Annotated in this window: 10 protein-coding genes and 4 tRNA genes; 1 reads left to right on the forward strand and 13 read right to left on the reverse strand. The window is 57.4% G+C overall.

From position 1 onward, the window contains the following. Positions 1–220 precede the first annotated feature (220 nt). Positions 221–1,975: a phosphoethanolamine transferase gene (locus E6W33_RS13745; RefSeq protein WP_348983161.1), complete on the forward strand. Its 1,755-nt coding sequence runs from the start codon at positions 221–223 to the stop codon at positions 1,973–1,975. Positions 1,976–2,107: 132 nt separating this feature from the next. On the opposite strand, the gene rpoC is transcribed toward E6W33_RS13745, so the two are convergent. The 13 genes from rpoC to E6W33_RS13810 all read right to left on the reverse strand — a co-directional run bounded on the left by rpoC (position 2,108) and on the right by E6W33_RS13810 (position 16,054). After that, complete coding sequence (gene rpoC / locus E6W33_RS13750; RefSeq protein ID WP_136417884.1) at positions 2,108–6,346, reverse strand: DNA-directed RNA polymerase subunit beta'; 4,239 nt, start codon at positions 6,344–6,346, stop codon at positions 2,108–2,110. A gap of 94 nt (positions 6,347–6,440) precedes the next feature. Beyond that, positions 6,441–10,547 carry a DNA-directed RNA polymerase subunit beta gene (rpoB, locus tag E6W33_RS13755; RefSeq protein ID WP_136417885.1) on the reverse strand — a complete coding sequence of 1,369 codons (4,107 nt, stop codon included), beginning with the start codon at positions 10,545–10,547 and terminating at the stop codon, positions 6,441–6,443. Between the two features lie 260 nt (positions 10,548–10,807). Beyond that, positions 10,808–11,185, reverse strand: coding sequence for a 50S ribosomal protein L7/L12 (rplL, locus tag E6W33_RS13760; RefSeq protein WP_136417886.1), 378 nt, complete (start codon positions 11,183–11,185; stop codon positions 10,808–10,810). Positions 11,186–11,253: 68 nt separating this feature from the next. Beyond that, positions 11,254–11,751, reverse strand: a complete 498-nt coding sequence (gene rplJ, locus E6W33_RS13765) for a 50S ribosomal protein L10 (RefSeq protein WP_136417887.1) — start codon at positions 11,749–11,751, stop codon at positions 11,254–11,256. Between the two features lie 295 nt (positions 11,752–12,046). Then, positions 12,047–12,742 carry a 50S ribosomal protein L1 gene (gene rplA, locus E6W33_RS13770; RefSeq protein ID WP_136417888.1) on the reverse strand — a complete coding sequence of 232 codons (696 nt, stop codon included), beginning with the start codon at positions 12,740–12,742 and terminating at the stop codon, positions 12,047–12,049. Beyond that, on the reverse strand, positions 12,742–13,173 hold the full coding sequence (rplK, locus tag E6W33_RS13775) for a 50S ribosomal protein L11 (protein ID WP_040039168.1): 432 nt from the start codon (positions 13,171–13,173) through the stop codon (positions 12,742–12,744). Before rplK ends, rplA begins: the two co-directional genes overlap by 1 nt. Before the next feature lie 158 nt (positions 13,174–13,331). Next, positions 13,332–13,895 (reverse strand): transcription termination/antitermination protein NusG, encoded by a 564-nt coding sequence (nusG, locus tag E6W33_RS13780; RefSeq protein WP_136418056.1) that lies wholly within the window; start codon positions 13,893–13,895, stop codon positions 13,332–13,334. Positions 13,896–13,906: 11 nt separating this feature from the next. Continuing rightward, positions 13,907–14,290 carry a preprotein translocase subunit SecE gene (secE, locus tag E6W33_RS13785; RefSeq protein ID WP_136417889.1) on the reverse strand — a complete coding sequence of 128 codons (384 nt, stop codon included), beginning with the start codon at positions 14,288–14,290 and terminating at the stop codon, positions 13,907–13,909. A gap of 34 nt (positions 14,291–14,324) precedes the next feature. Then, positions 14,325–14,400: transfer RNA gene (locus E6W33_RS13790), tRNA-Trp, on the reverse strand. 79 nt (positions 14,401–14,479) lie between these two features. Then, positions 14,480–15,670, reverse strand: a complete 1,191-nt coding sequence (gene tuf / locus E6W33_RS13795) for an elongation factor Tu (protein WP_136417879.1) — start codon at positions 15,668–15,670, stop codon at positions 14,480–14,482. 68 nt (positions 15,671–15,738) lie between these two features. Next, positions 15,739–15,813, reverse strand: a tRNA-Thr gene (locus tag E6W33_RS13800). Between the two features lie 41 nt (positions 15,814–15,854). Next, positions 15,855–15,928, reverse strand: a tRNA-Gly gene (locus E6W33_RS13805). Positions 15,929–15,968: 40 nt separating this feature from the next. After that, a tRNA-Tyr gene (locus tag E6W33_RS13810) sits at positions 15,969–16,054 on the reverse strand. Positions 16,055–16,168: the final 114 nt, after the last annotated feature.

The raw sequence follows: 16,168 nt of genomic DNA on the forward strand, positions 1-16,168 counted from the left end.
CATCTGACGCCGGCTTTCACCCGAAGACGACGTTGCCGCGCAATGCAGCAACAAGGTACTCGGATTGATGGCAGCAAATACTTTCTCGTCATAAACTGATGCATTCCGCGGCGACTTTGCGTTGCGGGCACAGGTTTTGATTGAAGTCATGCATCCCCAGCTACGTCCGGCCAATCTTTTTATCCTTCTTACCTACCTGACTTTGTCAGCGGTACCATTCATGCCGCTGCTATTTGGGCGGCCGGTGGAAAATCCTGCGCGTGTTATTGCGATGGAGTTTGTCGCATGGCTGGCTATATGGGCAGTATTCAAGCGACCGGCCTGGTTTCATTGGCTACTCACGCCCGCGTTTCTGGCGCTGCCGATCGAGATTTACCTGAATATCTATTACAACCAGGGAATTTCGACTCATCATCTGGGGATCATTGCCGAGACGAGTCCGAAGGAAGCATTGGAGTTTCTCGGGAACAGAGCATGGCTGCTCGGCGCGGTGGCAGTTGGCATCATTGCCTGGTGGTGGTTGAGCTGGGAGGCAGCATTCAGGACGCGCGATCTGGATTGGGACGATGTCTCCCGTTGGGCGACGATTGTCGTGCTGGCCGGCGGAATGGGAATATGGATGTACGGACAGGAATTCGGCATCGAGACCGCATCGGCTCCGGCAAGCAGCGATGGCAGCAGCGAGATCGCTCGCGAGGCCAGCGAATCCGCGATGGCATCAAATCCAGCCCATGAGCCGCGCTTGCCAAAGGTGTCTGCATGGGCCCAAGTTCCCTTTGACGTCACCACGTTTGGATCGACCTGGCCGTTTGGTCTCGCGCTGCGCGGCCATGAGTTTTGGAAGGAACGCAAATACCTTGCCGAACTGGCGCACAAGAGCAGTTTATTCACATTTGGCGCCCATCAGGCCGGCACGCTCGATATTCCACAAGTGGTTGTGATGGTGATTGGCGAGTCGTCGCGCTACGATCGCTGGAGCTTGAACGGCTATAAGCGCGAAACCAATCCCCTGTTGAAAAAAGAACAGAACCTGGTCAGCTTTTCGAATGTGGTGACTGCGGTTTCCGCGACACGCTTGTCCGTACCGGTACTGGTTTCCCGCAAGCCGGCGCGCCAGAGTTTACAGGCCGGGTTTTCGGAAAAGTCGTTCTTGACGGCGTTCAGGGAGGCGGGGTTCAAGACCTACTGGCTTTCTAACCAGATGTCGTATGGCCAATTCGACACGCCCGTGTCGGTGTTTGCAAAGGAAGCGGATGTGACCGAATTCCTGAATCTGGGCGGATTCACCAATAACTCAAGCTATGACGAGATTCTGCTCGAGCCGCTCCGCGCCGCCATCAAGGATCCATCGAAGAAAAAACTGATCGTGCTGCATACACTCGGCAACCACTGGAACTACAGCCATCGGTATCCAAAGGAATTCGACAAATGGCAGCCGTCCCTCTTCGGCATCGCCAACCCGGCGTATACGGACGTCGCGATGAAACCTCAGCTGAACAACAGCTATGACAATTCCATTCTGTATACGGATTGGTTTCTTTCACAGGTGATCGGCGAGCTGAAATCGACGAAACAAATGACTGCCATGATGTACGTGTCCGACCATGGGCAAACGCTTTACGATGGCAGCTGCAATCTCGCCTTCCACGGACATAACACGCAGTTCGAGTTTCATGTGCCTGCGCTTGTGTGGTACTCCGATCTGTACCGCGCGACACATCCCGCCAAGGTGAATCAGCTGCTGAAGAACAAGCGCGCAAAGCTGGCAACGGAAAATATCTTCCATTCATTGCTGGACCTCGCCGATATCCATTACAGCACCGAGCAACTGGAATGGAGCTTTCTAAACAAGAAATTCAGGTTGCATAAGCGCTATGTCGATAGTTATGGCTGGACCGACTATGACAACGCAAACTTCAGGGGCGATTGTCGGGAAGTGATCGACCGGGGGAGCCCGCTGAAACAGGATAAATAACAGGACTGCCTGGGACGGAAGCTAGCGTGCGCCTGCGCGCCGTCCGATTGATGTCTGCCTGTTCAAACATTCCCAAAAAAAACGGCACCGAAGTCGCCTTCGATGCCGTTTGTCTTATCGAAACAGATTCGATCAGCCTTCGCCACCCTCCGGTGTGCCCAGGCTGCCAGCGATTTCCTCCTCACCGTGTGCAGCACGCGCCTGCTCTTCGGCTTGCAACAATGCTGTCCGCTCTTCTGCTTCCCACGACTCCTTTTCCTTGCGAGCACGATGGTAGGCCAGGCCGGTACCAGCCGGTATGAGGCGACCGACGATAACATTTTCCTTCAGTCCGCGCAGGCCATCCTTCTTGCCCATGATTGCGGCTTCGGTAAGCACACGCGTGGTTTCCTGGAACGATGCCGCAGAAATGAACGAGTCCGTCGACAGCGACGCCTTGGTAATGCCGAGCAGTACGTTTTCGTACGTTGCCGGACGCTTGCCTTCGGCGATGACGCGATCGTTTTCATCCAGCAGCTCGGAACGCTCAACCTGCTCGCCCGGGATGTAGGAAGTATCGCCGGCATCGACCACTTGCACGCGACGCAGCATCTGGCGCACGATCACTTCAATGTGCTTGTCGTTGATCTTCACGCCCTGCAGACGGTACACGTCCTGCACTTCGTCGACGATGTAGCGTGCCAGCGCTTCGATACCGAGCAGACGCAGAATATCTTGCGGGTCGGCCGGACCGTCCACAATCATTTCGCCCTTGTTCACCACCTGACCATCGTGCACCAGCACTTGCTTGTCCTTGGTAATCAGGAACTCGTGCTTGTTGCCATCCATGTCGGTGATTTCCAGGCGCTGCTTGCCCTTGGTTTCCTTGCCGAACGCCACTGTACCGGTAACTTCCGCCAGCATGCCCGCGTCCTTCGGCGAACGTGCTTCGAACAGCTCGGCCACACGCGGCAGACCGCCGGTAATGTCACGAGTCTTTTGCGACTCGGTCGGAATACGTGCGAGCACTTCACCCACCGAGACCTGCTGACCGTCCTTCACCGTAATCAGCGCGCCAACCTGGAAGCCGATCGTCACTGCATGCTCAGTGCCGGCGATCTTCACTTCCTCGCCCTTCTCGTTCAGCAGTTTCACTTGCGGACGCAGTATCTTGGTAGCCGAGCCGCGACGCTTCGCGTCGATTACCACCAGTGTGGACAGGCCGGTCACTTCGTCGATCTGCTTCGCAACGGTGACACCTTCTTCAACATTCTCGAACTTCACCGTACCGGTGTATTCGGTAATGATCGGACGGGTCAGCGGATCCCAAGTCGCCAGTGCGGTACCGGCCTTGATGGCAAGGCCATCCTTGACCAGCAGAGTCGCGCCGTAAGGCACCTTGTGACGTTCACGCTCGCGGCCAATATCGTCAGTAATCAGCACTTCGCCGGAACGCGAAATCACGATCTGCTCGCCCTTGCCGTTGGTGACGTAACGCATCGTTGCGGTGAAACGGACAGTGCCGTTCGACTTGGCTTCGACCGACGAAGCGACTGCCGCGCGCGATGCCGCACCACCGATGTGGAACGTACGCATCGTCAGCTGGGTACCCGGTTCGCCGATCGACTGTGCTGCAACTACACCAACCGCTTCGCCGCTGTTCACCAGGGAACCGCGGCCGAGGTCGCGGCCGTAGCACTTGGCACACAGGCCGTAGCGCGTATCGCAGGTGAGCGGCGTGCGGACCTTGACTTCGTCGATGCCGAGACGCTCGATATTTTCGACGGCATCTTCGTCCAGCAAGGTTCCGGCTTCGAGCAGCGTCTCTTGGGTTTCCGGATTCACGACGTCGGTCGCGGCCACGCGGCCGAGAATGCGGTCGCGCAGGGCTTCGATCACCTCGCCGCCTTCAACCAGCGCCTTCATCGAAGCGCCGTTGGTGGTGCCGCAATCATCTTCCGTCACGACCAGGTCTTGAGTCACATCGACCAGACGACGGGTCAGGTAACCGGAGTTCGCGGTCTTCAACGCGGTATCGGCCAGCCCCTTACGAGCGCCGTGTGTCGAGATAAAGTACTGCAACACGTTCAGGCCTTCGCGGAAGTTCGCGGTAATCGGCGTCTCGATGATCGAGCCGTCCGGCTTAGCCATCAGGCCGCGCATACCGGCGAGCTGGCGGATCTGCGCTGCGGAACCGCGGGCACCGGAGTCGGCCATCATGTAAATCGCATTGAACGATTCCTGGGTGCCCTTGGTGCCGTCGCGACGGACCACATCTTCGACCTTGAGCTGCTCCATCATCGCCTTGCCGACTTCGTCACCGGCCTTGCCCCAGATGTCGACCACCTTGTTGTAGCGTTCGCCTGCTGTTACGAGACCGGAAGCGTACTGCTGCTCGATCTGTTTCACTTCGTGCTCGGCTTGCGCAATGATGGTGTGCTTCTGCGGCGGCACCAGCATGTCATCCACGCAGATGGAAATGCCCGCGCGTGTTGCGAGGCGGAAGCCCGATTGCATCAGCTGGTCGGCGAATACGACGGTTGCACGCAGGCCGCACTTGCGGAACGACGTGTTGATCAGCTTCGAAATCTCTTTCTTTTTCAGCGCGCGGTTCAGCACGGTGAACGGCAGACCCTTCGGAAGGATTTCCGACAGGATGGCGCGACCGACCGTGGTCTCGTAGCGCTTGATCGTCTTCACGAATTCGCCAGTCGCCGGATCCTTCGGATACTCGGTGATGCGAACGGTGATACGGGTCGTCAGCTCGACTTCCTTGTTGTCGTACGCGCGGATCACTTCCGACACGTCCGGGAACATCATGCCTTCGTTCTTGCCATTGATCTTTTCACGCGTCGCGTAGTACAGACCCAGCACGATATCCTGGGACGGCACGATCGACGGTTCGCCGTTGGACGGGAACAGCACATTGTTGGACGCCAGCATCAGGGTGCGGGCTTCCATCTGCGCTTCGATCGACAGCGGAACGTGAACCGCCATCTGGTCGCCGTCGAAGTCGGCGTTGAACGCCGCGCAGACCAGCGGATGCAGCTGGATTGCCTTGCCTTCGATCAGAACCGGCTCGAACGCCTGAATGCCGAGACGGTGCAGCGTCGGCGCACGGTTCAGCATGACCGGATGTTCGCGGATGACTTCTTCCAGAATGTCCCACACCACCGGTTCCTGCACTTCAACCAGCTTCTTCGCAGCCTTGATCGTGGTTGCGAGACCCATCAGCTCCAGCTTGTTGAAAATGAAGGGCTTGAACAGTTCGAGCGCCATCAGCTTCGGCAGACCGCACTGGTGCAGCTTGAGCTGCGGACCCACCACGATGACCGAACGGCCGGAGTAGTCGACGCGCTTGCCGAGCAAGTTCTGACGGAAGCGGCCGCCCTTGCCCTTGATCATTTCAGCCAGCGACTTCAGCGGACGCTTGTTCGCACCGGTCATGGCCTTGCCGCGACGGCCGTTGTCGAGCAGCGAGTCGACAGCTTCCTGCAGCATGCGCTTTTCGTTACGCGTAATGATTTCCGGCGCGCGCAATTCCATCAGGCGCTTCAAACGATTGTTACGGTTGATGACGCGACGGTACAGATCGTTCAGGTCGGAGGTCGCAAAGCGGCCACCGTCCAGCGGCACCAGCGGACGCAGTTCCGGCGGCAGCACCGGCAGCACTTCCATGATCATCCAGTCCGGCTTGATGCCGGAACGCTGGAATGCCTCGAGCACTTTCAGACGCTTCGCATACTTCTTGATCTTGGCTTCGGACTTGGAATCTTTCAGCTCCTGACGCAGCGTCTCCACTTCGCGGTCGATGTCGATCGAACGCAGCAATTCGCGAATGCCCTCGGCACCCATGAACGCGGTGAAGTCGTCGCCGTACTCTTCGTATTTGGCGGCGTAATCGTCTTCCGACATGATCTGGCACTTCTTCAGCGGGGTCATGCCAGGATCGGTCACGACGTAGGCTTCAAAGTAGAGCACGCGTTCGATATCGCGCAGCGTCATGTCGAGCACCATGCCCAGGCGCGACGGCAGCGATTTCAGGAACCAGATGTGCGCGGTCGGCGAGGCGAGCTCGATATGACCCATGCGCTCACGACGCACTTTTGCGAGCGTAACTTCCACGCCGCACTTTTCGCAGATCACGCCACGATGCTTCAGGCGCTTGTACTTGCCGCACAGGCACTCATAGTCCTTGATCGGGCCAAAGATCTTTGCGCAGAACAGGCCGTCGCGCTCCGGCTTGAAGGTACGGTAGTTGATCGTTTCCGGTTTCTTGACTTCGCCATAGGACCAGGAACGGATTTTTTCGGGTGACGCAAGACCAATCTTGATCGCGTCGAATTGTTCGCTTTGCTGAACTTGCTTGAATAAATCGAGCAGTGCTTTCATGTATCACTCCAGTGTGGCGTGAATAAAAATATCTTTGCTTCGGTGCTGCATTGCTGGCGGCGGGTTACTCGCGCCGCCAGCTTCGGTTTCCCGATTAGTCGCGTTCCAGATCGATGTCGATACCGAGCGAGCGGATTTCCTTCACCAGAACGTTGAAGGACTCCGGCATGCCGGCGTCGATGACATGGTCGCCCTTGACCAGGTTCTCGTACACCTTGGTACGGCCGGTCACGTCGTCCGACTTCACCGTCAGCATTTCCTGCAGCACGTAGGACGCGCCGTAGGCTTCCAGTGCCCAGACTTCCATCTCGCCGAAGCGCTGGCCACCGAACTGCGCCTTGCCGCCCAGCGGCTGCTGGGTAACGAGCGAGTATGGGCCTGTGGAACGTGCATGCATCTTGTCGTCGACCAAGTGGTGCAGCTTCAGCACGTGCATGTAGCCAACCGTGACCGGGCGCTCGAAAGCTTCACCGGTGCGGCCGTCGTACATCGTGACCTGGTTCTTGGACGGCGTCATGCCAAGCTGCTTGGCAACGTCGTCCGGATACGCGAGGTCAAGCATGCGATGGATTTCGTCCTCGTGCGCGCCGTCGAACACCGGTGTCGCGAACGGCACGCCGTGCTTCAGGTTGCTCGCAAGTTGCAGGATTTCGTCATCCGTAAAGTTGTCGAGTTCTTCCGGCTTGCCCGACTCGTTGTAGATCGTGGTCAGGAACTTGCGCAGTTCGGCGGCCTTGGCTTGCGCTTTCAGCATTTCACCGATGCGCAGGCCCAAGCCCTTCGAGGCCCAGCCCAAGTGCACTTCGAGAACCTGACCGACGTTCATACGCGACGGAACGCCCAGCGGGTTCAACACAATGTCAGCCGGCGTACCGTCTGCCATGTACGGCATGTCTTCCACCGGAACGATGCGCGAAACCACACCCTTGTTGCCGTGGCGACCCGCCATCTTGTCGCCAGGCTGCAGGCGACGCTTTACGGCGAGGTAGACCTTGACCATCTTCTGCACGCCCGGCGGCAGTTCATCGCCTTGGGTGAGCTTCTTGCGTTTCTCTTCGAATGCGAGGTCGAACTGGTGGCGCTTCTCGGCAATCGATTCCTTGATCGCTTCGAGCGCTGCAGCAACATCGTCCTCGGCCGGGCGAATGTCGAACCAGTGGTACTTGTCCAGATCGTCCAGGTATTCCTTGGTGATCTTGACGCCCTTGGCCAATTTCTTCGGACCGCCGTTGACGACCTTGCCGATCAACATCTTCTCCAGACGCTGGAAGGCGTCGCCTTCCACGATACGCAACTGGTCGTTCAGGTCGAGACGATAGCGTTTCAGTTCATCGTCGATGATCTGTTGCGCACGCTTGTCGCGCGGAATGCCTTCGCGCGTGAACACTTGCACGTCGATCACAGTACCGACCATGCCGGATGGCACGCGCAACGAGGTGTCCTTCACGTCGGAAGCTTTTTCACCGAAGATCGCACGCAGCAGCTTCTCTTCCGGCGTCAGCTGGGTTTCGCCCTTTGGCGTCACCTTGCCGACCAACACGTCGCCGGCTTCGACTTCCGCACCGATGTAGACGATGCCGGACTCGTCCAGACGAGCCAGCTGGTTTTCTGCCAAGTTCGAAATGTCGCGGGTGATTTCTTCCGCGCCGAGCTTGGTGTCGCGCGCAACAACCGATAACTCTTCGATGTGGATCGAGGTGTAACGATCGTCCGCAACCACGCGCTCCGAAATCAGGATCGAGTCCTCGAAGTTATAACCGTTCCACGGCATGAACGCGACCAGCATGTTCTGGCCGAGTGCGAGTTCGCCGAGATCGGTCGATGCACCGTCCGCGATCACGTCGTGCTTGGCAACACGATCGCCGACCTTCACGATCGGACGCTGGTTGATGTTGGTATTCTGGTTGGAACGGGTGTACTTGATCAGGTTGTAGATATCCACACCGACTTCGCCGGCGGCTGCTTCATCATCGTTAACGCGGATCACGATACGGCCGGCATCGACATAATCAACCACGCCGCCGCGCAGCGCCTGCACGGTTGTGCCGGAGTCGACCGCTACGGTGCGCTCAATGCCTGTACCGACGAATGCCTTCTCCGGACGCAAGCAGGGAACCGCTTGACGTTGCATGTTGGCACCCATCAATGCGCGGTTCGCGTCGTCGTGCTCGAGGAACGGAATCAGAGACGCCGCCACCGACACAACCTGGCCCGGCGCCACGTCCATGTACTGTACGCGCTCCGGTGACACCAGGATGGTTTCACCGGCCTGACGTGCGGATACCAGTTCATCGGACAGTTTGCCGTCGGCATCGATAGTCGCATTCGCCTGAGCGATCACATAACGGCCTTCTTCGATGGCGGACAGGTAGTCGATCTGGTTGGTTACACCGCTGTCGTCGACCTTCCGATACGGTGTCTCGAGGAAGCCATATTCGTTCAGGCGAGCATACAATGCCAGCGAATTAATCAGGCCGATGTTCGGGCCTTCGGGCGTTTCAATCGGGCACACACGTCCGTAGTGGGTCGGATGCACGTCGCGCACCTCGAAGCCGGCACGCTCACGAGTCAGACCGCCAGGGCCAAGAGCCGAGACGCGGCGTTTGTGGGTAATTTCCGACAGCGGATTGGTCTGGTCCATGAACTGCGACAACTGCGATGAGCCGAAGAACTCGCGGATTGCAGCCGAAATCGGCTTGGAATTGATCAGGTCATGCGGCATCAAATTGTCGGCTTCCGCTTGACCCAGACGCTCTTTGACTGCGCGCTCAACGCGCACCAGTCCGGCACGGAATTGATTTTCCGCCAATTCGCCTACGCAGCGCACGCGACGATTGCCCAGATGGTCAATATCGTCCACTTCACCGCGGCCATTGCGCAGTTCGACCAGAATCTTGATGACAGCGAGGATGTCTTCGTTCGACAAAGTCATCGCGCCGGTCAGCTCGTCGCGGCCAATACGGCGGTTGAACTTCATGCGGCCCACTGCCGACAAGTCGTAGCGCTCTTCGCTGTAGAACAAGCCGTTGAACAATGCCTCAACGGATTCTTCGGTCGGCGGCTCGCCGGGACGCATCATGCGATAGATGGCAACACGTGCGGCCATCTGGTCGGCCGTGTCGTCCATGCGCAGCGTCTGCGAAATATAGGCGCCCTGATCCAGATCGTTGGTGTACAGGGTCTGAATGTCGCTCACGCCCGCTTCGCGCAAGCGCGCCAAGGTTTCTTCCGTCAACTCGTCGTTTGCGCTTGCAATGACTTCGCCGGTTTCGGCGTCAACGATGTTCTTCGCCAGCACACGGCCAAGCAGGTAGTCCTCCGGCACAGAAATATGCTTGATGCCGGCAGCGTCGATTTCGCGCACGTGTTTGGCGTTGATCCGCTTGTCTTTGGCGACAATCACCTTGCCCGACTTGTCGGCAATGTCAAAACGCGCAACTTCACCACGCAAACGCTCGGCGACGAATTCCATCTCGCCGCCGTCGGCGCGCAGTGTGAAATTGTCGAACACGAAGAAGTTCGCCAGGATCTGTTCCGGCGTCATGCCAATCGCCTTTAGCAGGATCGTGACCGGCATCTTGCGGCGACGGTCGACACGGAAGAACAAGATGTCCTTCGGATCGAATTCGAAGTCAAGCCAGGAGCCGCGATACGGAATGATGCGGGCGGAGAACAACAGTTTGCCGGACGAATGCGTCTTGCCGCGGTCGTGTTCGAAGAACACGCCCGGTGAACGGTGCAGCTGCGACACGATCACGCGCTCGGTGCCGTTGATCACAAACGAGCCGGTCGTCGTCATGAGCGGGAGTTCGCCCATGTAGACTTCCTGCTCTTTCATTTCCTTGACGACCGGTTTGGTCGGCGATTCCTTGTCCAGAATGACCAGACGCACTTTTGCGCGCAAGGGCGATGCGAACGTCAAGCCGCGCTGTTGGCATTCCTTGACGTCGAATGGCGGATCACCCAACACATACGACAGAAACTCTAGCCGTGCGAAACCATTGTGAGATACGATTGGGAAAATTGACGTGAAGGCCGATTGCAGACCCTCGTTCTTGCGTTGCGATGGAGCTTTATCGGCCTGCAGGAAGCTCGTGTACGACTCGAGCTGGGTCGCCAGCAGGAACGGAACGTTGTGAACGTTAGCGCGTTTCGCGAACGACTTGCGAATGCGCTTCTTCTCAGTAAATGAGTAGTGCATGGACACTCCGTGAGTGACAGGAAGGATTGAGAATTCAGGACTCGCTGGCGACCATCGATGTCACCTCTTGCTCTCTGCGAAACCTCAAGTCTCTGCCCTTCGGGCTTAATTAGACTGGTACTGCCTGATCCCATCGCTTGACACGGAAAAAGGCGCTTCAAAAAACGAAAACGACAAAGGAGCCAAAGCCGAACCCCCTCTTGCGAGAGAGTTCCGAGCTTTGACTCCGGCGATGTTCAGTTCGCCCTGGCAAGCCGAAATTACTTGAGTTCGGCTTTTGCGCCAGCTTCTTCCAGCTTCTTCTTGGCTGCTTCTGCATCTGCCTTGGCGATGCCTTCCTTGACGGGCTTCGGTGCACCGTCAACCAGGTCCTTGGCTTCCTTCAGGCCCAGGCCGGTGATTTCGCGAACAGCCTTAATCACACCAACCTTGTTCGCGCCAACTTCGGCCAGAACAACGGTGAACTCGGTCTGCTCTTCAGCAGCCGGAGCAGCAGCGCCGCCGCCTGCCGGGCCAGCAACTGCCATTGCAGCTGCAGAAACACCGAACTTCTCTTCAAAAGCCTTGACCAGGTCATTCAGTTCCATCACGGACATCTGACCTACTGCTTCAAGGATATCGTCTTTGCTAATTGCCATTTGAAACTCCTAAATTTATTCGGTTATTACATCTGATCGGTACTGACGCGGAAGGATGCGGAAAGCGATCAGGCGCTTTCGGCTTCCTTCTTCGCTGCGAGAGCAGCCAAAGCACGGGCAAAGCCGGAAACCGGAGCCTGCATCACACCCAGCAACTGGGAGATGAGAACTTCACGGCTCGGGATGCTTGCCAACGCAGCAACGCCGGCTTTATCCAGCTGCTTGCCTGCGTAGTTGCCTGCCTTAACAACCAGCTTGTCGTTGCCTTTGGCAAAGTCATGAACGACTTTGGCGGCAGCAACGGCGTCCTCGGAGATCGAGTAGATCAACGGGCCGGTCATTTCGGAGGCGAGGCCGGCAAACGGCGTTCCTTCGACGGCGCGACGTGCCAGCGTGTTTTTCAACACGCGCATGTATACGCCCTGGGAACGCGCTTTGGCGCGCAGTTGCGTCAAGTGACCAACCTGGATGCCACGGTATTCGGCCACGACGATCGTCTGCGCAGTTGCTACTTTTGCGGAGACTTCGGCGACGACGGCCTTTTTGTCATTCAGATTGAGACTCAAGATCAACCTCCAAAAATGATGTTCGGCGAATGCCTCACATCGGTTCGAACACGGCGTCCGAAGTTTAGGAGTTCAGTGCCAGCGGACTAGCGTTGAGACTACAAAACTTGTTCGGGTACACCATCTGCGTTGGGTGCTGAAGATCGCTCGTTCAACGTTTAACTTTGTGCACATCGTTCATGCACGCCGCCCAACGGTCTTTGATAATCCGGACCCTCTTCAATTCTGCTGAAGGAGGTCCAGCCCAAAGATTCGCCTCGTGCGCTATGGCGGCACGAGGACTTGATTCAATACATCACGCAGCCAAGCTTGCCTGGTCGACGCGCACACCAGCGCCCATCGTCGAGGAGATGGCCACCTTGCGCAGGTATACACCTTTGCTTGTTGCCGGCTTGGCCTTGTTCAGGGCTTCGATCAGCGCCAACAGGTTGGACTTCAGATCAGCATCGCTGAACGACTTGCGACCAATGGTTGCGTGAATAATGCCTGCCTTGTCCGTACGATATTGGACCTGACCGGCCTTGGCGTTCTTGACAGCGGTCGCGACGTCCGGCGTCACGGTGCCGACTTTCGGATTCGGCATCATGCCACGCGGGCCAAGGATCTGACCGAGCGTACCGACGATACGCATGGTGTCCGGCGAAGCGATCACGATATCGAACGGCATGTCGCCAGCCTTGATTCGCTCGGCCAGATCTTCCATGCCAACCACATCGGCGCCGGCTGCCTTGGCTGCCTCGGCCTTGTCGCCGGATGCAAACACGGCGACGCGAACGGTCTTGCCCGTGCCTGCAGGCAGCACGACGGAACCGCGAACAACTTGATCCGACTTCTTCGCGTCGACGCCGAGTTGCACTGCGACGTCAATCGACTCGTTGAACTTGGCAGTTGCGCATTCCTTGATCAGGGCAATCGCATTGTCGAACGGGTAAGCCTTGGTACGATCAACTTTTGCCTTCAGCGCCTTCAAACGCTTGGATAACTTAGCCATTACAGACCCTCCACCGTGATGCCCATGGAGCGAGCAGAGCCGGCGATCGTGCGCACGGCGGCATCCATGTCGGCTGCCGTGAGATCCGGCATTTTTGTCGTAGCGATTTCTTCAGCTTGCTTGCGGGTGATCTTGCCGACCTTGTCGGTATGCGGCTTGGCCGAACCCTTTTGAATGCCAGCAGCCTTCTTGATCAGGATCGTTGCGGGCGGCGTCTTCATCACGAAAGTGAAAGACTTGTCCGCAAAAGCGGTAATCACCACCGGAATCGGCAGGCCCGGCTCGACGCCTTGCGTCTGGGCGTTAAATGCCTTGCAGAATTCCATGATGTTCAGACCGCGCTGACCGAGCGCCGGGCCAATCGGGGGAGACGGATTTGCTTTACCAGCCGGCACTTGCAGCTTGATAAAACCGATAATTTTCTTTGCCATGACGGCTCCTACGTTAATTGAGTATTAGCGCCTGTTCGCTAGCTGTTCAGCCAGCTACTGGAGCTCCTCTTTGCTGCTTTTCCGGATTTCGCAAGCAGTTCTGCTGACGACGCTCCAAAATGGCGTTTTTACTACACAGATCTTTTTAGGATGGCAGGTTAAACTTTTTCGACCTGCCCGAATTCCAATTCGACCGGCGTGGCGCGGCCAAAAATCGTGACCGAGACGCGCACGCGCGATTTCTCGTAATTGACTTCTTCAACATTGCCGTTGAAGTCAGTGAAAGGACCGTCCTTGATGCGAACCAGCTCGCCGACTTCGTACAAGACCTTGGGCCGCGGCTTCTCGACGCCTTCTTGCATCTGATGCAAGATCTTGTCGACTTCATGCGGAGGAATAGGCGTCGGCTTATTGGATTTGCCTCCAATGAAACCGGTGACCTTGCTGGTGTTCTTTACCAGATGCCAGGTTTCATCGGTCATTTCCATCTCGACCAGGACGTAACCCGGAAAGAAACGACGTTCGGTAACTGACTTCTGGCCATTCTTCACTTCGATAACTTCTTCGGTCGGCACCAGGATCTTGCCGAACTTGTCCTGCATGCCGGCACGCTCAATGCGCTCCATCAATGCACGTTGCACACTCTTCTCCATGCCGGAGTAAGCGTGCACCACATACCAGCGCTTGTTGCCGCCCGCTTGGGCTGCCGCGCTATCTTGCATGTTCTCGCTCATTATTTTTTCCAGCCCAGGATCAGGTCGTACAAAACGAATTCAAGAATCTTGTCGGTACCCCACAGAAAGAGCGCCATGATCAGCACGAAGCCGAACACGACTGCGGTAATCTGCATCGCTTCCTTGCGAGTCGGCCAGACAACTTTTTTCGCCTCACGCACGGACTCTTTCGCGAAGCCGAGAAAGTCACGTCCTGGCTGCGAAGTCCATGCAACGGCGATTGCCACCAACAGACCGACGACCAGTGCGGCAGCGCGTACTACGGCAGGCTTATCTGACAGAAAATAAAAACCGACAACACCCGCGATCACTGCACCAATAGCCAAAGCGACCTTAATCTTGTCGCCTGAAGCGCTGACGGTTTCTACGGGGTGGTTAGACATACCAGTTTCTTTCGGTGCCCTGCACCTTGATAGGTGGCAGGGGCAGAGGGAATCGAACCCCCAACCTTCGGTTTTGGAGACCGACGCTCTGCCAGTTGAGCTATACCCCTACGCTTAAAACTTTGCCTGAATTGACAACGCTGCGATGCCGGACAATTGCCCGGCGATCGCAGCGCGACGACTCATGACTTACTCAATGATCTTGGCAACGACGCCGGCGCCGACGGTACGACCGCCTTCGCGAATTGCGAAGCGCAGGCCTTCTTCCATCGCGATCGGGTTGATCAGCTTGACCGTGATCGAAACGTTGTCACCCGGCATTACCATTTCCTTGTCCTTCGGCAGCTCGATCGCGCCCGTCACGTCCGTGGTACGGAAGTAGAACTGCGGACGGTAGTTGTTGAAGAACGGGGTGTGGCGGCCACCCTCTTCCTTCGACAGCACGTAGATCTCGCCCGTGAAGTGGGTGTGCGGCGTGATCGAACCCGGCTTGGCCAGCACCTGGCCACGCTCGACGTCTTCACGCTTGGTGCCGCGCAGCAGCACGCCAACGTTGTCGCCTGCCTGACCCTGGTCCAGCAGCTTGCGGAACATTTCCACGCCCGTGCAGGTGGTCTTCTGGGTGTCGCGAATGCCGACGATTTCGATTTCATCGCCGACCTTGACGATGCCACGCTCGACACGACCGGTCACCACGGTACCGCGGCCAGAGATCGAGAACACGTCTTCCACCGGCATCAGGAAGGCGCCGTCGATGGCACGCTCCGGTGTCGGGATGTAGCTGTCCAGCGCATCAGCCAGCTTCATGATGGCTTGCTCGCCCAGTTCGCCCTTGTCGCCTTCGAGTGCCAGCTTGGCCGAACCGCGGATGATCGGCAGATCGTCGCCGGGGAATTCGTACTTCGACAGCAATTCGCGCACTTCCATTTCGACCAGCTCGAGCAACTCGGCGTCGTCCACCATGTCGCACTTGTTCAGGAACACGATGATGTACGGCACGCCAACCTGGCGGGCCAGCAGGATGTGTTCGCGGGTTTGCGGCATCGGGCCGTCGGCGGCCGAGCACACCAGGATCGCACCGTCCATCTGTGCGGCGCCGGTGATCATGTTCTTCACATAGTCGGCGTGGCCCGGGCAGTCGACGTGCGCGTAGTGGCGGTTGGCAGTTTCGTATTCGACGTGCGCGGTGTTGATCGTGATGCCGCGCGCCTTTTCTTCCGGTGCCGCGTCGATTTCGTCGTATTTCTTCGCTTCGCCGCCGAACTTGCTCGACAGCACGGTTGCGATCGCTGCAGTCAGCGTGGTCTTGCCATGGTCAACGTGACCAATCGTGCCCACATTCACGTGCGGCTTCGTCCGCTCAAACTTGCCTTTTGCCATTTTAGACTCCTAACGATTTGATGAGAATGTCTAGGCACGTGCCTGACTGTCTTGCCATTTCAAGAAACTGGTGCCCTTGACGTGGATTGAACACGTGGCCTCTCCCTTACCAAGGGAGTGCTCTACCACTGAGCTACAAGGGCATCTCTGTCGTCCGCATCAAACAATGCGTCCGACCAAAAACTGGAGCGGGTGAAGGGAATCGAACCCTCGTCATAAGCTTGGAAGGCTTCAGCTCTACCATTGAGCTACACCCGCAGGGACCTCTTCAGCCGCACACTTTTTCCTGCGTTACTGCTGGTGGAGGGGGCTGGATTCGAACCAGCGTACTCGTAAGAGGGCAGATTTACAGTCTGCTGCCATTAACCACTCGGCCACCCCTCCGCAGGGAACCCCAAACTATAGTAGAGAGGTCCTTGCTTGTCAACCCGAAATTGCATCTGGACTGCATTTTTTCCTTGGATCGCCGAAAAACGCTTCCCGGCAGGCATTTGATGC

Source organism: Herbaspirillum sp. ST 5-3 (assembly GCF_004804275.1).
GTDB lineage: Bacteria > Pseudomonadota > Gammaproteobacteria > Burkholderiales > Burkholderiaceae_D > Noviherbaspirillum.